Consider the following 18,293-nt stretch of genomic DNA (forward strand, 5'->3'; position numbering starts at 1 on the left):
TAACTTTTCAAATATCCTCTAATGAAGGATGTTTTCTCTACAGACTGCTCAAAGTTTTATCAGTCCTGTGTTTGACTTTTCTCTATAGGAACAACCAAACTTTCAATACTATTTATGGTGGCGCTAACAATGTCTACTGTAATGAAAGTAAAGTGATGATTTATCTGCAAAAACATAGTCAAAAGTACCTCAAGGCAACTAATCCGACCTCAGTCCCTAGAAACACAGACTATAAAATCCTGACTTCCAGTGCGAGGACAGGTAAAACGAAGCGTAAGTTTACCAGCCAAGGATACTGACGACAGGCATTATTTGTATAAATGCTGCTCGTTCAATCTCCTCTCAATGCCTACGAAGTTAGCTGACGGGCTAGGACTGAGAGATGTCCTTCTCTAGATGCTCTAAGTCTAAAATTTGAAATTTATTGTTCACACTTTAGCTTTAGCTTTTTTGGCAGATACGCCCCAAACTTGGTTCCTCCGTTCCTAGCTTAAACCCTGCACATAGATGTTTTGGGGATAAACTTGGATTAGGCAGACTGATTTTTGTTCCCTGTAATACTAGCGTGTTCCGACGTAAGGTAACACTCCAGTAAACAAAAAGATACGATCGCATCCACGATACTGAATATAGGCGATCGCCTCTTTTCCGCTACCGTTTTGCATAGGCAATTAAAGAAGCGCCCAAAATCACAAATACAACTCTGGCAATACGTGTTGGACTAGCCGCCAAATTCAATAATCACATTAACAAAATGTAAGAAATATTTAGGCGTTGGCGCAGCCTCCCATAGAGATGGGCTACGACCCACCGTAGGCGATCGATACTGAATTATCAATGTGATTACTTAACTAATTTCACGGGAACACAAGACAAAATTCTTAGTCATTGAGCGAGTATAGATTAAATATTAAAAGCTTGACTAAGCAGTCGGAAGCTAGAAACCAGCATTAATTAGTGGAAAAATATCCTACTAATTATACTCTGCTAAATATTTGGTTTAGCACCTCTAATAATGTCGTTAATTTATCCAACGATATTACAAGCAAAAACTTCTTCTGACTAATAAATCTGAATTCTGTTGAGATATCTATATCAGCTATTCAGGGCAACTTTAGTTAGCTTAAATTCAGTATGCAGATGTGGCTTCATTAGTTATTGTCAGGCAATTTATCGATAACCATGAGTATCGAAATTGTCGATCATGCTATCCGTTGCTCTTTTTTGCTAACTAATTTAATAATTGACAATCTATACAAGGTAGAGTTAAAAACTTGTATTTATTTCATTGATTAATACGTTAATTATTTGGCTGGAATTCGCTTATTTTATAAGTATATTCTATGTCACAACTCAGGCTGTTAACAATGTCATATACAAGCTCTACTCTACAAAAAATATGATTTATGCAGAGTTTCCTAAATGATTTTTCTGGAATTTCATACATCATATTTGGATCTAAGTCTATTCAAATTATTCAAGTTAGGTGAATCATGAATAATCCCAACATCAAGACAACATCTATCAATTTTGTTCAAGCTTTTCTGGCCGCAGCTACACTAATTACGGCTTCTGTTGGCCCCGCTCTTGCTAGCGACAAAGTTGAAATTTTAGGTGCAGAATATGGCGGTAATGGTTGCCCTGATGGATCTGCCAGCGTCAGTGTCAGCCCTGATGGTCAAGAACTCAGCATCCTCTTCGATAACTTTATAGCTGTGGGTAATAAGTCAAGCGAAAGCCGCAAAAGTTGTAATTTGAGTATTCCTATCAAAGTACCTCAAGGCTTTCAAATCTCCCTCTACGATGCTGATTATCGAGGCTATGTTGCTCCCAGTACAACGGGGAGACTCAGAGCAGAGTACTTTTTTGCTGGTCAGCGCGGCCCTGTTTTTTCTCGGACATTTAGAGGCGAAACAGATTACAATGTCCGAGATCAATTAGTGACCGTGGCTGATGTCTGGTCACGCTGTGGTGATAGTGTGAATATGCGAGTAAACGCCGCCATGACTGCCAGTGGTAACGGTATGGCCACCGTAGACTCTTTTGACCTTTCTCACCGTGGTTTGGTTTATCACATCAAATATCGCCAGTGTCGTTAGGTCTTTTCGTTGTAGCGGGGTAGTTTCATACAATCAGAAGATAAAGACAACTGTGTTTCTCAGCCTCTCCCTTTCGTGTCGAACACAGACCCTGGGCGAACGTAGAAAAGCGACTTGACTAAATTCTTGGAGTTTGGGAAATTTCATATTGGCAGATGAAATTTAGGTAGTTCTTCTCTCAGACTTAGCTAAAAAGGGGACTGTATTCAATCAGACCCCTCAACTCCAGAATTGAATTGTCAGCTTGAGGATAAGGGAGCGTATATGCGAGTAAATGCTATGGCAATGACTCTGTTGGTCTCACTGGCTGCGGCGCAGAGTGCATACGCCCAAGACACTGCCATCACAGGCCAGCCATTCATGCGGGCAGCGCTCACTGTGATGACTTTCGACTACTTCGCTACGAAATGCAAGCAGGGTCGGGGCTTTGTTGCTGCCGACTCTGCCAAGATCGAGGCATGGCAAACCGCGAACGGTGTCAATCAGATTCGTGTCCGGATGCGTGACCTCGATCGCTACCCCTCCCAACAGCAGGAAATCAACCAGGCTTTTGCACAGATCACCGAAAAGGTAACATCTCAGAATAGCAATATCGATGCTTGTGCTGTAGCACTTTCTATATCGAAACTACCTGACTCACAGTTTGCTACGGTATCCCCCCAACTGCTCGCACAAACGAGTAGTCCAGCCAAAAAACCACAGAGGGGCGCTCAGAGGTCTGTTAGCACTCCTGTGAGTGTTACTTCTGGAGCAAATGCCAAAATTGCGGCTCAGATCGATAGTTTTGGTTTTAATTCGCGGCCAACAATAGGTATCGGTGGTTTTGTCGCCATCGACATCTATCCTGTCGTCCTTTTTCGCAACGGTGATGCCCTCACTGATGTGGAAGGACTTTCATTTCCAGGTGGACTCGAAGCCCACAAACGCCTAAAACCGGACAACTGGACGCGTTGGCGTCGTCAGGGTGGCGAATTGCAACTTGCACAAAAGGGCGGTTGGAAGGCGTTACCTTTTCGGACGACCTATCCCAAATTACCGGACAATTTCAAGCTTGACGGACTCTTTCGCTCTCTCTCTGGCACAGGTACAGTGGCGATCGGGGGTAGCCAATCCCTAGCTGTATGGCAAGACTATAGGTTCTCGGCTGATGGTCGAGTTGTGCGTGGTAACGGTGCTGGTGGAAGTGCAGAAGCTGGCGACGTAGCGATCGCCACCAGCAACATAGCACCAAATCGCCGTGGTCGCTATCGTGTCCAAGGGATGACGCTACATATCACCTATGATGATGGCTCCAGGGAGAGTCGCATCCTAATTACCGATCCAAAAGATCCCAAGAGTGCGATTTGGCTCGATGGGGTGAGCTACGTCCGCCGAAAGCAGTAAACCTCAGATACTATAAATCATCAACATCTTGTAAAGTGCCGCAATGCTTACAGTGTGGTAAATGTTTGTAAGTTAGGTTGTGACAATTTTGACATTCAACGTATTGATAATAACCACAGTGTGGGCAATAGGCATCATTAGCCCGAATTTTTTTCGCACACTTCACACACCGTGATTTTTGAATTCTATTAACTGCTTGTAGTTTAGGATTGAGAACAATTTTTTGGAAAAACTTGATAATCCCAAAACCAATTAAAGGAATCAACAATATGTAAACATAGCTGACCAGAAACAGTAAACTACCAAAAACGGCACTAATAATATCAAAGGCAAATTGAAATATTGCCCCTACTTGTAAAAATTCAAATATTTTCAGAACTAAAGGGATGAAAAATATCACTAATAAGTGCCAGCTAATCAGAGCAATGAGTCCGTAACCCCGACGCTGAGAAAATTGATGAACTAATAAAGCCGCAAATATCAGTGGTAACAAAAACAGAGATTGAAAAGCAAGTTGAATACTTGGATACCAAAAAGATGCTTGTTTATAACCTTGCTCAACCGTGGCAAATTTTCCCCCATTTTGCAGGAAAGCAATCAAACTCTTACTTTCTGGTTGAGTCAATAGTTGATTTTTAAGATTAGATATTTCCTTTTCTAATTGAGCAATTTGAAGATTATTTTTATCTAACTCCTGTTTAGCTTTTTCTGCTGGAACTTGATTAATCGATTGCTTAGGAGCTTGTCCGGCAAGTTTATCTAATAGTGTAGAGTCATACTGGGCGCGAATCCGGTTATTAGATTGCTTAAGATTACTTATTTGTGCTTGTCGCTGGTCAATTCCTTTGATAGCTTGCTGATTTTGAGGAGTTTTGATTTTATCGATGTATTCTCCATACCGCAAGCAAGTAGAAGATACTTTACCCAGATGGTCTATCTCATTTTGTTGATAAGTTTGTTTTTGATTGGGTAGATTACTAATATTACCTAGCAGCGATCGCCTAATAATTTCATAATCTTTATCTTTATTAGTTTCTGTGCGATAAGTCTGCCATTGGGAATAACATGGATAAGCTTGCGAAGGGCTGAGATGCCATCTACTAATATCATCTAAACCTGTAAAAACATTAACTAAGATAAAAATATCAATCAAAATAATGACAATCAAACTCACTCTATTCAGAGGTTCATTGTTGATTTTTCTTGACTTACTAAAAAATTGATTGACAAGACGGCGGATTCTGGCAAACATATTGGCTGTTGATGACTATTCAAATTAAACGACTGTGATGGCAAGTTAGTTTGATTGTCCTTGTGATAGAAAATTTCTACGTAAATGTTCAAAAAACAAACAGGAACCCTATATTAACCGTTAAGTAGAGTTACACAGACGTGTTTGTAATTATACTTAGCAGAGGAAGTACCAAAGTTTTTAGTAGTTGAGCAAAGCAAAATTGTTATGAGAGGATGGAAGGGTGGGGAATTCGTGACCTCTACTGATAACATGACTTTAAGAAAAAAACTAACTACCTTTTAAATCAGTCTGTTAAGTTGTGTGATTTTTCTTAAAATCTATCAAGTGAGAATGCGAGGCAATGAAGATTGGACGATAACTATCAAACTTACCTAAATCGGGTAGCAAGACTGACACTACCAGAAGCGTTGAGATCCCAAGCCCAGCATATTCAGGAATCATATAAGTTTCAGCCCTCTTCGGGATCGAGGCAAGCAGTACCTTTTCCTGGGTACACCCTAATTACTCCATCGGCAGCAGAAGATTCGGAAAATTCTGGTTTTTATACTCAGGTACAAGCTTATCAAGAGGAACTGTTACAGTTACCTATCAACAATGGTTTGATAGTTCCTGTACCTCCCGCAAGCTTCCATTTGACTTTGGCAGATTTGATTTGGGACAGTGCTTACCGTGATGCTTGTGAAAAAAATCCTGACTTTGAACAACAATTACGCTCTTGCATAGGTGACACATTACAGCAATATCAAGAATCTCTAACATCAGGGAGTAATCCGATTTATTGGCAGATGTTGGGATTGATTCTCATGCCAAGGGCTGTTGCTGTTTGTTTAGTACCAAAAGATGAACGTTGTTATGAGCAGGTCATTAAATTCCGTCGCACAATTTACCAGAATCCCAAATTAATAGCCTTGGGTATTGAGCAACATTATCATCTTACTGCTCATATAACATTAGGTTATTTTGGGGAGGTTTCGTCAGATTTAGACAGGATCAAATTCAGTGATACACTATCTGATTTGAGTCAAAAATGGCTATTAAATACGCCAGAATTTTTGATTAGCCGTGTAGAATTGCGAAAGTTTGACGATATGACACGCTATTATCGTCAGCCAGACTGGCCAAGCTTGAATTTTTAATTTTGCTTCGAGTATGAGGCTTTGAGAAAAATGTTCACGGCTTTTGGCGCGTCATTAGTTGTTCATCAATAAGTTGATCATTGTGCAATTAACAAAATCCTCATCTCCTTGTTGGTGAGGATTTTTCTTATTACACTAAAAGCAATAAATATGCGGTTACGCTAATTATTTAATACATATTAAATCGTAAGATCCATAATTGATTTTTAAAATATGTGTAGGTGGTTAGTTAATGGTTACTCAAGACTTGAGTGAGTATGTCATCTCCACCCTATTTACTCTAAAAATGCTTTATTTTTTTGCAAAAATTAAATCACATCCCTATATAAGAGTATACTAATTTTTTATTCACCGCTTACGAATACGAGCAAAGATGAGCCGTCATTGCATCAAAATAGGTATCTCTATCATTTTAGGCGTAGGTGCAATAACTGGCATTGAGCATCCTAGCAACGCCGAAATTATTCAAGATAGTACACTACCTGAAAATACTAATGTGACTGTTAATTTCGGTAAAGAGGGTGATTCTACCTTCATTATTAATGGCGGAACAGCAATAGGCAACAATCTATTTCATAGTTTTAGCAAATTTTCCTTACTCAAAGGTCAAAATGCTTACTTTAATAGTACTGACAATATTCAAAATATCTTTAGTCGGGTTACTGGTGGAGAAGTATCAAATATTGATGGCTTAATCACAGCTAGAAGCAGGGTTAATTTATTTCTCATTAATCCCAATGGAATTATTTTTGGGCCTAATGCTCAGATAAATATTCAGGGTTCTTTCGTTGCTAGTACTGCTCATAGTGTCAGATTTGCTGAGGGTGGAGAGTTTATAGCTAAAACTGCAAGTGTTACGCCCTTACTCAATGTCACAACTCCTATTGGTTTACAGTATGGAGCTAATTCTGGCAGCATTCAGTTACAAGGAGAATCCATATATCAGCCTAGTAGGCTGCAAGTTGAAGGCAATCAAACTTTAGCGTTAATTGGTGGAAATGTTATTTTAGGAAACGCTAATCTTAGCACTATAAAGTCTGAAGGCAGGATAGAACTAGGCAGTGTTGCATCAGCAAGTTTAGTGGGAATTAAATCAGTCAGTTCAGGCTTCTTGTTTAAATTTGACGGGGTATCTGAATTTGGTGATATTCAACTATCTTCAGGCACTAATATTAATAGTTTAGGTGACCTCAATCTCACGGGAAAAAATATTGTACTTCAAGATGCGTCTTTGAATGTGTTCAATAATCTCACAGTCAATGCCCAAGAAAGCATTCAGTTAATAGATAGAAGTGCAATTGATACTAGAAGTTCTAATAATTCGCCAGGAAATCACACTATTAATACTCGTAGATTATTATTGAGTAATCAATCTTTCATCGGTATCAACGGCGGTAATCTGGAGGTGAATGCCTCAGATGCGGTGGAACTGACAAGTGATCTCAAAGGTACTCCCAGCCGTATCTATGCCACAACTTCAGATGGTGACGCAGCCAATGGAAATTTAACAATTAATACTGGGGATTTATTAGTCGAGAATGGCTCACAAATTATCACTAATTCTTCTACTGCATTTTCCGGCATTATTCCTCTTAATGTGCAGACAAAAGCTAGTTTAACTATTAATGCCGCAGATTCAGTAACTTTGCGGGGTAGTTCATTGGACGAAATATATTCTAGCGGTGTGTTTAGTCAAACTGATGGTGATGGCAAGGCGGGAGACCTGACGATTAATACTCGTGTGTTACGAATTGAAGACGGGGCGCAGGTCATTGCCAGAAATTTGAGTGTCGGTAAAAGCGGAAACTTGACTGTAAATGCTTCTGATAAGGCGGTAATAATTGGTACTTCTCCCAAAGGTGCAATCCCTGGGAACTGGCCTAACGATTCAGAGCTAGATGAGCAAGTACCTAGAACTGTCGGCCCCTTAAAAGAGTTGTTGATAACAGGGGTGTTACGCAGAGATAGTTTACCTAGTGGTATATTTACTGACTCAGTTTCTTCCGGTGATGCTGGCATGATCACGATTAACACTGGTGAGTTAACAGCACAAAATGGAGGGCGAATTAGTGCTGATGCTTTTTCAGCAGGTAAAGGGGGAGATTTAATGATCAATGCCACTGGTAAGGTGGAATTGATTGGTACTGCTGTTAATGGGGTTGCTAGTGGTTTGTTCACGAGAACAGGTTCTTCAGCTACGGGAAATGCGGGATCTTTGACAATTGTCACTGGTAATTTATTAGTAAAAGATGGGGCGCAAGTCAGTGTTAGTACTTTTGGTACGGCTAATGGTGGTAATTTGTTTGTGCAGGCTGCTGAGGGGATAAAACTAATTGGTGTTTCTCAGAACAATAGTGCTAGTGGCTTGTTTGCCCAAGCTAATCGTTATGCAACAGGAGATGCTGGTAGTTTAAAGATTGATACCTCCACTTTAGTTGTACGTGACGGCGCACAAGTTAGTGCTAGCACTTTCGGGGCAGGTAAAGGTGGAGATTTGTTTGTCCAAGCTTCTGATATCAAACTAATCGGTACTGCTGCTGATGCTTCGTTCTCTAGTGGCTTGTTTACTGTAGCAACGGCAAACTCTACTGGTAGCGCTGGTAAACTCACGGTGAGTGCGGATGTATTGGATATTGAGCAGGGAGCGGGAGTAGGAGTGCAGAGTAGTGGTAAGGGGAGTGCAGGCAACTTAAATATTAATGCTCGTAGAATCAGATTGGATGGTCAAGCTTTTATCAGTGCTGATACTCGTGATAATGGGAGTGACCCTAACCGATCGCAAGCAAATATCAATCTGCGATCGCACAATCTCATCCTATCTCGTGGCAGTAGCATCACCACTAACGCCACAGGCAGTAATGTCATTGGTGGCAATATAGACATTGATACTAACACTTTAGTTGCTATCCAAAATAGTGATATTAGTGCTAATTCTGCTGATTTTCGTGGTGGTCGAATCAATATCAATGCCCAAAATATTTTCGGAACCAAATTTCGCAATCAACGTACCCCCAATAGTGATATTACTGCTACTGGTGTTAACCCTGAGTTAAGCGGTGCAGTGGAAATTACTACCCCTGATGTAGACCCTAGTCAAAGTTTAAGCCAACTCCCATCAAAGGCTGTTGATGTGTCTAATCAAATTTCTCAAGAATGCCGGATTGATGAAGCGACGGCACAGAGACAAAATCAGTTTATTATTACTGGACGCGGTGGTGTACCAACAAATCCCTATGAAATCTTGGATAACACGGCGGTAATTACGGATTGGGTAACTGTTAATGATGTCAATACCATTGCTCACAAAGAAAATAATTTCGCCCAAAAGGAAAACACTGCTGCTGACACTATTGTTGAGGCTCAAGGCTGGGTTTATGATACCCAAGGAAATTTGGTTCTGACTGCCGAAGCAACTAAAATAACAGGTCATGGTTCAGGATTGAGAACCGATTTCTGCCGGGTAAATAAGGGATAAACACTCCACCCACAAGGGGATAGAGTTTTGTCGGTGGTCAGTGGCAAAGATAAACAACACCCGGTTCGCTACTTTGCTCAAGATGAAAGTCGTTTTGGACTGCACACACTGCTGGGACGCTTGATTATTGCCTGTAGAGTCAAACCGATAGGACAATGGCAGTGGTTATCCAAAGCCTTTTGGCTCTTAGTATTTAAGTAGATTTTTTTCTTAACCGCCTTATAGTTATGCTGCAACCCAGGGCGGTAAATAAACCCAGGATAGTACTTGGTTCAGGAACTGGAACTCTCTCTAACTTGGCGTTACTAATCTCCAAAGCCGATGTAGTCCCATAATCATCTACATCCACTACTCCCAAGGCGAAGGTGTAGGTTCCAGGAGTACTAAAGGTATAAGAACGAATCCCTGTTTTTTGAAGAAAGGGACTGTCAGCTTGGGTTGCATCAGTGAAGTCAGCCAACTTAATCAGTGTACCGTCTACCAACAGAAAGGCGAAGTCCTTGTTAAGTGTCTCGTTAGTGCGGAAGTTCCAGTCGAAGCTGAAAGTATCACCAGCCGCTAAAGTAAGTGTATTTTTTATTGCAGACCCCTCAAATACAAATCCTCCAATATCCAGGTCAGAGAGATCAGCTAAAGCGAGAAAATTTTGCAAGTCTGGATAAAAACCTGCATCACCTGCGGGTATACCAGAATAGTTAAAAACACCAGCACTAGTGGGGGCATCATCTTGAAATTGTAAACTGGCAGTGGACAGATTAACCCCGCCTTCTGGGGTCACGACATCGCCAAATTTTTGCCAACTGCTAAAGTCTAATTGGACAGCTAGGGCAGAGGTAGTGATTGCCAAACTTCCCAAGCTGGCAAGGCTGACAAGACCGACTTTGAAAGTTGGATTTTTGATCAATGTGGAAATGTTCATGAGATTTATTTGTTGAATGTTGAATAGGTAGGATTTGAGCATTCTGACAAACTTGATTCAATTCGAGGGGAAGAACAAATGACTAATGATGCTTCCGGCCACTGCAACTTAGAACACGAAGTTATCAGACCGAGCTAGGGTGCTTTGAGATATATTGTTGACAGTTAATAACGGTGTTGGACGAGCGCGACCTGTTGTGCCATCTAGGTCAATCAAGACAGTAGTATTAGTTTGCTGAATCCCAAAACTCAAGTAGCCTTGGCTGGTTGCACTCTCATAGTCGAGGCTCTCCAAACTCAAGCTCTGGAATAATTGGCTCAAGTCAATTTTGTCAGTACCAGCCACAAAATCAGTAATTGTATCTCCGGCATCGCGGATACTGCTATAGACAAAGCGATCGCTGCCAGCACCACCTGTAAGGGTATCTGCCCCTTGTAAACCAGTGATCAGGTTGTTGCTATCATTACCAGTTAGGGTATCGCGCCCAGATGTGCCGTTGAAAATTTGGTCTTGGGCATACAGGCTAATTGCTACCGCCTGAATGTTATTGTCCTCGTTTGTTTCACCCTGGTAATGGTCATGATCAGCAACAAATAACAGGTAGACATCGCCTGGTGCTACGAAGCTGTCAATATAAATATCTTGGGTAATTGTATAGCTACTGCCAGATGCTAAAAGCTTATTCTCTCTTGTGTAGCCGTCGGTGAGGCGGAAATCGCTTTGGTCGAAGAACTGGTCATCAGAAATGTAAATATAGTCATACCAGTCAGATGAGGTAGAAGCTGTACCTTGGTTTTTAACTGTCCAAGTCACAGAAATTGTCTCACCTAACCCAGCTGTGGTTGGGGCATTGGCGGCAGTAATAACTAAATCTACATCTGGAGGATCATTGATGGTAAAGGCTTGGGCGAATACATTATTATCCTCGTTAGTTTCAAGCTGGTTGTTGTAATATCCTCCTCCATCAGTGACAAATAATAGGTAGCGATTGCCAGATCCTACATAGTCGGGAATAAAAATGTCAGAGTTCCGAGTATAACTACTGTCAGAGGCTAGAGGCCCTCCAGAACTTGTGTAGAGGACAAAAGTATCGCTGTCGTCTAAAAACTGGTCATTGGAAATGTAAATATAGTCATTCCAGTAAGTTGTCAAGGCAGAAACTGTACCTTGGTTTTTAACTGTCCAAGACACAGAAATCGTCTCACCTAATCCAGCCGTGCTTGAGACGTTAGCTGCTGTCACGACCAAATCTGGAGCATTTATGGTGATGGCTTGGGCGAATACATTGTTAGTTTCATTGGTTTCACCCTGGTGGTTTCCTCCGTCAGTGACAAATAACAGGTAGCGGCTGATATTACCTCGTGCTACGGAGTTGGGAATAGAAATGTTCTCGGTTGCTGTATAACTCCCCCCAGATGCTAAAGGCGTATTCTGTCCTGCATATTTATAGAAGAGAAAAGTATCGCTGTCGTCTAAAAACTGGTCATTGGAGATGTAAATATAGTCATTCCAGTAAGTTGTCAAGGCAGAAACCGTACCTTGGTTTTTAACAGTCCAAGACACAGAAATCGTTTCACCCAAGTTGACATATGGTAGAGTCATCACAGAAGACACTATCAAATCAATATCGTTCATAAATAATCTCCCAATTGTTTAATAGATGCTGCTTTTTCCAATAAAAACACCAATCGTCCCGCAAACTTGGGTAACTCTCCAGTAGGATTTTTGAACACCCTCCCTGCTTTACAAAGTTCAACTTGTGTGGTGTTTGGTTTTATTGATCTATTCGTCCTCACACAGTGCGATCGCAATGGCAATTGCTTGAGTATTTAAACTTTGGCTCATTCGCTTTCTTATCTGTGCAAATTTAATTTTTCATCGGGATAGAGCTAATTAAAAAACTGACCCAGTCTATCTTGCCGCTACATAATTGAGATGATGACGGATCAATACCTAGAAGTAGCGAAAGCAGTTGAGATTAAACGCTTCATCATGTTTTCTTTCCGTCGTGCTTGAAGAATATGTTTAATATCACTGATTATTATTAGGTGTTCTAGTTCAGTTTCAGTCCACTGCTCTACTGATCTAAAATTGAGCTTGATAGATTTGGCGTAGATAGGCAGCAGTTAAGTGCGGGGATTGCTAGGGTTGCGTTTGGGCGGAATCACCTTTCGCGGTCGTACCCTCTTCTATACTTGCTTGCACCCAACCGATTAATGATTTGATACTGCCAGGATTTCTGATTGAGGGCTGTCTTGGCACGGATACACAACTCAAGCTTTAAATCTTGCCCAATATCGCCACTGCTTAGAGTCAGTAGTGGCTTCACACATCAATTTGGGAACAAGTTATCTTTCAATACGTCTGCAATCGGTTAGTCTGTTAATGAAGAGAAGACAAAAAAGCGATCGCTATGACTTGATTTGATACGTCGGCTAATTGACGGGCTTGTTCGCGTAAATCCTATGAGATAGCTACAGTATAAAAACTTTTCCTCAGCCCACAAGTATGGCGAAAAATAATTCTCTCGTTAAATAATTTTACTTTTGTCCTATATTATGAACTTTTAACAATACTTGGCTGTCTCAGGCTGAAGCCCTGGAAATGATTAAAAGTAGGGAAAGACAATGCCTTATGAGATTACTAGTAGAATACAGAATATATGAATTTTCCGTAAACTTGTTTCATTAAGTGTTTTTACATAAACATGGTATGATATGACTGATTAAGCATATATATCAGGGAATATCTTTGGTGAATAACAACTTACTTATCAATCAACAAACTCACTAGTATTCCTTAGTTATATTCTAGGAAAAAATTGCCGATTATCGGTAATTTAGCACCAATCAGGTGTTTATTACAACTAAAAAATCTTTTGGGTGCTTTAGAGTTTAGGTATTGATATTCTTTTAGCTCAGTTCTTTTAAAGTCACTTTGTCTGTAGAACTTTAAACAAATCAGAGAGCATGAGTTGTATGTGTTGAAGGTGCTTTCATCACTCAAAAGATTCAAGATTGTGTACTGTATTCTGTTCTGTGTATGGGTTAAACCCAAAAAGTACACTTTGTAAAAAATTCATTAGTTAATATTAACTGATGAGTAAATTCAACTAAAAATTGTTTCCTGATAGTAAACAGAAAACATGAAAATTGTTAAGTAGACTACAGTGTTAATGGTTCATAAGCACTGGTATAATCTGCTTTCGACAGTCTTTTTTATAAAAGTTTGTATATATGACAATGGACTCTTTACAAGGTTTTGAAGAAGTAGATATTCACAAATACGTAGAAGTTCTTCAACGACGTTGGTTAGCTGTAGTAGGAATTTTTGGACTATCGCTAACCCTTGGGTGTGTGTATGCCTTTTCACAAAAGCCTTCATACAAAGCAGAAGGAAGTGTGATGATTAAAACTAATCGCACTTCCTCACTCACTGGTTTACCACAGGACATTGGTCGCTTAGAACCATTGAATGTGAATGACAACCCCTTGGAAACTCAAGTGAGAATTATTGGCTCAAATCCAGTACTTGAGCAAACGATTAAAGCACTTAACCTTAAAGATAAAAATGGCAAACCGCTATCAATTAGAATTTTCGCCAAACAACTAAAGATAGAAGGCATCAAAGGCACAGATGTTGTGCAGCTTTCTTACAAGAGTAATGATCCTGCACTAGCTGCCAAAGTTGTCAATAAAGTTATTGACAATTATATAGCCTTAAATATTAAAGCCAATCAAGACGAAGCACTCACAGCTAAACAAGTCCTGATTGCGGAAATACCCAAAGCTGAGACAAGCGTTAAAAAAGCCGAGTCAGAACTGCGGATATTTAAAGAAATCAATAAAATTATTGCTCTAGAACAGGAAGCAACCGTAGCGGTTGATACCGTTTCCAAACTTAGCAACCGCATCTCTGAAGCACAAGCACAACTCAACGACGTTACGGGTCGTTTAGAACAGTTACGCGCTCAAGCTCAGGTTGATTCACAACAAGGTGTCATCGCATCCGAATTGAGCCAAGCACCGGGAGTGCAGAAAGTACTAGCGGAACTCCAAGAAACAGAAAGTAAATTAGCGGTTGAACGTACTCGCTTTGAATCTGAACACCCCGCAATTACTAGCTTAGAAGAAAAGATTGTAGTTCTGAAAAACTTGCTCAAAGATCGCACAGGACAAGTAGCAGGTACAGCGCAGGTTACCCAGGGAAGCTTACAGGTCGGGCAACTGAAGCAAAGCATCATAGCAGATATTACTCGTGCAGAGTCACAACGTGTTGGTTTAGAAAGACAAATCAGTACACTCTTGCAACAACGAGAGGCATACATTAAACGAGCCAACTATTTACCAAAACTCGAACAAAATCAAAGAGAGTTAGAACGGAGGCTACAAGCAGCACAAGGAACCTACGAAACCCTCCTGAAAAAACGCCAAGAAATTGACATTGCCCAAAACCAAAAGATTCCTAATGCGCGGGTCATTTCCTATGCCTTAATTCCCGATTTCCCAGAGGGGCCCCGCAAAATTCTATTTATTATTGGCGGTGGAGTAGCTGGTATTTTCTTAGGTATCATTGCCGCCTTCAGTATAGACTTGATCGATCGCTCAGTGAAGACTGTTAAGGAAGCTAAAGAAGTCCTGAGATACACCGTTTTAGGAGTTATTCCTACATTAGGTAGAAACACTAAAGATGATATACCCATACCAGGACTTGATAGAGCTGTTCCCAAAATCATTGGTAGAGATATCCCTTACTTTCCTTTAGGTGACGCATATCAGATACTGCAAGTTAATCTAAAATTCCTCTGTTCTGATAAACCACTCAAAAGTATTGTAGTCACTAGTTCCGTCCCTAAAGAAGGCAAGTCAGAAGTATCGGCAAATTTAGCTGTAACTATGGCTCAGGCTGGTCGTCGGGTGTTGTTGGTAGATGCAGATATGCGTCACCCCATACAACATCATATTTGGGATCTATCTAATGCGATCGGGCTAACCAACGTCCTCATTGGTCAAGTAACTTTAGATGAAGCAGTACAAGAAGTAATGCCCAATTTAGAGGTACTTCCGTGCGGAATTTTACCACCTAATCCTGTAGCCATGTTAGATTCTCAACGCATGGCCACATTGATGAGTAACTTTGCTAGGGATTACGACTTTATTATCTTTGATACACCACCCCTAACAGGCATAGCGGATGCGGCTGTATTAAGTACCCTGACTGACGGAATTTTATTAGTTGTTCGTCCGGGTGTAGTTGATTTTAATAGTGCTAATGCAGCTAAAGAGTTTTTAACTCAGTCGGGTCAAAAGGTTTTAGGAATAGTCATCAATGGAGTGAATATTAAAAACGAACCGAACGGTTACATTTATTCCTCAAAATACAGACAACTTGAACCAAATTCCATATCTAGTAGCTTAAGCAAGTTGTCTAGAAAAAGTTGATGTAGTATAAGGTGCAGAGGATATCATCGAATATTCATTGAGGCGATTATTTCCATTTACATTTTCAAAAAAATATCACAAATAAATTATGGGAATAATCGCTGACAACTAAATACACTATCATAAAATTCTTTTTGTGAGTTCAGGAAAAATTGGTTGTTATCAACCTACATTCTTGTTTTTTGTTCCCCTGTCAAACTCTTTCCTATGGACACAAAAAAAATCAAAACGTCTTGCTTAATTAATAATTATAATTACGCAGCCTTTCTGTCAGAAGCAATTGCTAGTGCTTTACAACAAACAGTTAAATTTGATGAAATTATTATTGTTGATGACGCATCTACAGATAACTCTGCCGAGGTGATAGCTAAGTTTGCTCAACAGACAGATATTAAATATATATTAAAAGACAAAAATCAAGGTCAGCTATCTTCATTCAACGAAGCTTTTTTAAATGCCTCTGGAGACATCATCTTTTTTTTAGATGCTGATGATGCTTATGAACCTGAATATTTAGAAACTGCCCTGAATTTTTATGATAGACGTAGCGAATGTGATTTTGTATTTTGTGCCTATAAAAAATTTGGAGCAGTAGAAGGCATATTTCAAGATTATCAAATAGATGTAGATTTGGGTTATTCAGTCATTAGAACCTTATGTAATGGTGAATGGATTGGCTCGATAACTTCAACATTGTCAATGCGTAGGAACATACTGAGGAAAGTTTTACCTATTCCTAATACAGAAGATTGGCGAGTTAGGGCTGATGATTGTTTGGTTTGGGGGGCTTCTTTAGTAGGAGCAAAGAAATTTTATTTGTCTCAACCTTTAGTAAGGTATAGGATACACCAAAATAACCAATTTCATAATAGTAAATTTGTAAATACAGATAAAGATTATGAATATAAGAGATTTTGGAAGCGCAATTCATTATTTAATTACATTCTGCAAAAAAATAATTTAGAGTTGCCTTTGTTATTAGCTTTTACATCACTGAATGAGCTAAAAACAATACCATGTCCTAATACTCAAGATTTCATATCGTATTTAAAAATCATATTTCTATTTGAAAAGAATTTATATTGGAAAATTAAGGGCATACTTTTATTATTTAATTATCTTGTCAAAGTTTTGCTGAGTGGGAAATTACAACTAAGGTAAGCATTAATTAAAGAAGGCACAATTTTTTCCCTAAATATTATGAATTTTGACAAATAGCAAAAAATCTAATTAAAAATGCTAAATAAATTAAGGCTTTCAAACTTATCTAAATTAAAATCTCATTCTCGCTTGCGTGCCATCATTGCTAATACTGGTTGGTTGTTTGCCGATCGCATCCTGCGTATGGGTGCAAGCCTGGTAGTGGGAGTATGGATAGCACGTTATTTAGGAGCGCAACAGTACGGTCTGTTTAACTATGCGCTAGCCTTTGTGACTTTATTTACTCCTGTTTTGACTTTAGGTCTAGATGAGATAGTGGTTCGCCATGTGGTACGTGAATCATCAAATAAAGAGGAAATTTTAGGAACCACATTTTGGCTAAAATTTCTCGGAGGTATCGCCTCTGTATTATTAGCAGTTGGTATTACATTATTCTTAGGTGAACGCGAATTTTTAAAAATATCCTTAGTGGCTATTTTAGCAATAGCGGGAATTTTTAGGGCGGCGGATACTATTGAATTATGGTTCCAGTCGCAGGTGCAGTCAAAATATGCTGTTATTGCTAAAAATATAGCTTTTTTATTAAATACGCTGATCAAAGTAGCCCTAATTTTAACAAAAGCACCATTATTAGCATTTGCTTGGGTAACCTTGGCAGAATTTGCCATGAATGCAGTTGGTTTAGCTATTGTTTACCAGTCTAAAGGATTTTCATTTTGGTCATGGCGTTGGAATTTTCAGGTTGCTAAAACACTCCTCAAAGAGAGTTTACCTTTAATTTTTTCCGGCTTTGCCATCATGATTTTTATGAAAATTGACCAGATCATGTTGGGTCAAATGATTGGGGATAAGGAGGTAGGGGTTTATTCTGCGGCTGTGCGGATATCGGAAGTTTGGTACTTTATTCCAGGTGCGATTGTCCCTTCTGTAGCTCCATCAATCTACGCAGCGAAGGATCAATCAGAGGGGGTTTACTATCAGCGTCTAGGACAGTTGTTTCGGCTACTAACTTGTATAGCTTTGGCGATCGCTGTGCCAATGACTTTCCTTTCTGACAAAATAATTATGGTGTTGTTTGGTAATGGATACGCAGGTGCAGGCGCAATACTCGCCGTACATATTTGGACTTCTATATTTGTATTTCTTGGTTTTGCATCATCACCTTGGTTTATTGCCGAAGGTTTGAATCATGTAACTCTAGGTAAGACTGTATTTGGGGCTATATTGAATATTATTCTCAATTTCTTACTGATTCCCCAATATTCAGGGCTGGGTGCAGCGATCGCCACAATTATATCCCAAGCTGCGGCAGCTTTCCTTTGCAATGCTTTTGATAGAAGAACACAAAAAATATTTAAAATTCAATTGCAGTCGCTCCTGCTGTTCTATAAATATTAGCCTGTTTAAAACTAACTAAAATACTA

The 18,293-nt window shown here is 39.7% G+C and carries 11 protein-coding genes and 1 riboswitch; of the genes, 8 read left to right on the forward strand and 3 right to left on the reverse strand.

Annotated elements, in window-relative coordinates; translation table 11 throughout:
- Positions 1 to 331: 331 nt before the first annotated feature.
- Positions 332 to 512, reverse strand: a riboswitch (cyclic di-AMP (ydaO/yuaA leader).
- A gap of 981 nt (positions 513 to 1,493) precedes the next feature.
- Both ACM5QX_RS19855 and ACM5QX_RS19860 read left to right on the forward strand, forming a co-directional pair.
- Positions 1,494 to 2,099, forward strand: a complete 606-nt coding sequence (locus ACM5QX_RS19855; protein WP_414755077.1) for a DUF4360 domain-containing protein — start codon at positions 1,494 to 1,496, stop codon at positions 2,097 to 2,099.
- A gap of 279 nt (positions 2,100 to 2,378) precedes the next feature.
- The gene (locus ACM5QX_RS19860; protein ID WP_414755078.1) at positions 2,379 to 3,482 is read left to right on the forward strand and encodes a hypothetical protein; all 1,104 of its coding nucleotides are present in this window, start codon (positions 2,379 to 2,381) and stop codon (positions 3,480 to 3,482) included.
- A gap of 10 nt (positions 3,483 to 3,492) precedes the next feature.
- Here the strand turns inward: ACM5QX_RS19860 and ACM5QX_RS19865 are convergent, their stop codons facing one another.
- Entirely contained in the window at positions 3,493 to 4,734 is a 1,242-nt protein-coding gene (locus ACM5QX_RS19865) for a hypothetical protein (protein WP_414755079.1), read from the reverse strand.
- A 350-nt stretch (positions 4,735 to 5,084) separates the two neighbouring features.
- Between ACM5QX_RS19865 and ACM5QX_RS19870 the strand changes: the two genes are divergently transcribed.
- The 3 genes from ACM5QX_RS19870 to ACM5QX_RS19880 all read left to right on the forward strand — a co-directional run bounded on the left by ACM5QX_RS19870 (position 5,085) and on the right by ACM5QX_RS19880 (position 9,549).
- Complete coding sequence (locus tag ACM5QX_RS19870; protein WP_011318216.1) at positions 5,085 to 5,873, forward strand: DUF1868 domain-containing protein; 789 nt, start codon at positions 5,085 to 5,087, stop codon at positions 5,871 to 5,873.
- Positions 5,874 to 6,246: 373 nt separating this feature from the next.
- Entirely contained in the window at positions 6,247 to 9,348 is a 3,102-nt protein-coding gene (locus tag ACM5QX_RS19875) for a filamentous hemagglutinin N-terminal domain-containing protein (RefSeq protein WP_414755080.1), read from the forward strand.
- Between the two features lie 27 nt (positions 9,349 to 9,375).
- Positions 9,376 to 9,549 (forward strand): hypothetical protein, encoded by a 174-nt coding sequence (locus tag ACM5QX_RS19880; RefSeq protein WP_414755081.1) that lies wholly within the window; start codon positions 9,376 to 9,378, stop codon positions 9,547 to 9,549.
- Here ACM5QX_RS19880 and ACM5QX_RS19885 read toward each other — a convergent pair.
- Positions 9,542 to 10,267, reverse strand: coding sequence for a PEP-CTERM sorting domain-containing protein (locus ACM5QX_RS19885; RefSeq protein ID WP_414755082.1), 726 nt, complete (start codon positions 10,265 to 10,267; stop codon positions 9,542 to 9,544). The two genes, ACM5QX_RS19880 and ACM5QX_RS19885, sit on opposite strands and share 8 nt — an antisense overlap.
- A gap of 108 nt (positions 10,268 to 10,375) precedes the next feature.
- Positions 10,376 to 11,902, reverse strand: a complete 1,527-nt coding sequence (locus tag ACM5QX_RS19890) for a CARDB domain-containing protein (RefSeq protein WP_414755083.1) — start codon at positions 11,900 to 11,902, stop codon at positions 10,376 to 10,378.
- A gap of 1,601 nt (positions 11,903 to 13,503) precedes the next feature.
- On the opposite strand from ACM5QX_RS19890, the gene ACM5QX_RS19895 reads away from it, so the two are divergent.
- The 3 genes from ACM5QX_RS19895 to ACM5QX_RS19905 all read left to right on the forward strand — a co-directional run bounded on the left by ACM5QX_RS19895 (position 13,504) and on the right by ACM5QX_RS19905 (position 18,267).
- Positions 13,504 to 15,708, forward strand: a complete 2,205-nt coding sequence (locus ACM5QX_RS19895; RefSeq protein WP_011318212.1) for a GumC family protein — start codon at positions 13,504 to 13,506, stop codon at positions 15,706 to 15,708.
- A gap of 207 nt (positions 15,709 to 15,915) precedes the next feature.
- Positions 15,916 to 16,869 carry a glycosyltransferase family 2 protein gene (locus tag ACM5QX_RS19900; protein ID WP_414755085.1) on the forward strand — a complete coding sequence of 318 codons (954 nt, stop codon included), beginning with the start codon at positions 15,916 to 15,918 and terminating at the stop codon, positions 16,867 to 16,869.
- Between the two features lie 75 nt (positions 16,870 to 16,944).
- Complete coding sequence (locus ACM5QX_RS19905; protein WP_414755086.1) at positions 16,945 to 18,267, forward strand: flippase; 1,323 nt, start codon at positions 16,945 to 16,947, stop codon at positions 18,265 to 18,267.
- Positions 18,268 to 18,293: the final 26 nt, after the last annotated feature.

This window comes from Anabaena sp. CCY 9910 (assembly GCF_963920875.1).
GTDB classification, from domain to species: domain Bacteria; phylum Cyanobacteriota; class Cyanobacteriia; order Cyanobacteriales; family Nostocaceae; genus Trichormus; species Trichormus variabilis.

Bases quoted from the DNA above. Each gene is read 5' to 3' on its own strand.
- ACM5QX_RS19855 (WP_414755077.1), top strand. From the start codon at position 1,494: ATGAATAATCCCAACATCAAGACAACATCTATCAATTTTGTTCAAGCT.
- ACM5QX_RS19860 (WP_414755078.1), top strand. From the start codon at position 2,379: ATGGCAATGACTCTGTTGGTCTCACTGGCTGCGGCGCAGAGTGCATAC.
- ACM5QX_RS19865 (WP_414755079.1), bottom strand. From the start codon at position 4,734: ATGTTTGCCAGAATCCGCCGTCTTGTCAATCAATTTTTTAGTAAGTCA.
- ACM5QX_RS19875 (WP_414755080.1), top strand. From the start codon at position 6,247: ATGAGCCGTCATTGCATCAAAATAGGTATCTCTATCATTTTAGGCGTA.
- ACM5QX_RS19885 (WP_414755082.1), bottom strand. From the start codon at position 10,267: ATGAACATTTCCACATTGATCAAAAATCCAACTTTCAAAGTCGGTCTT.
- ACM5QX_RS19890 (WP_414755083.1), bottom strand. From the start codon at position 11,902: ATGAACGATATTGATTTGATAGTGTCTTCTGTGATGACTCTACCATAT.
- ACM5QX_RS19895 (WP_011318212.1), top strand. From the start codon at position 13,504: ATGACAATGGACTCTTTACAAGGTTTTGAAGAAGTAGATATTCACAAA.
- ACM5QX_RS19900 (WP_414755085.1), top strand. From the start codon at position 15,916: ATGGACACAAAAAAAATCAAAACGTCTTGCTTAATTAATAATTATAAT.
- ACM5QX_RS19905 (WP_414755086.1), top strand. From the start codon at position 16,945: ATGCTAAATAAATTAAGGCTTTCAAACTTATCTAAATTAAAATCTCAT.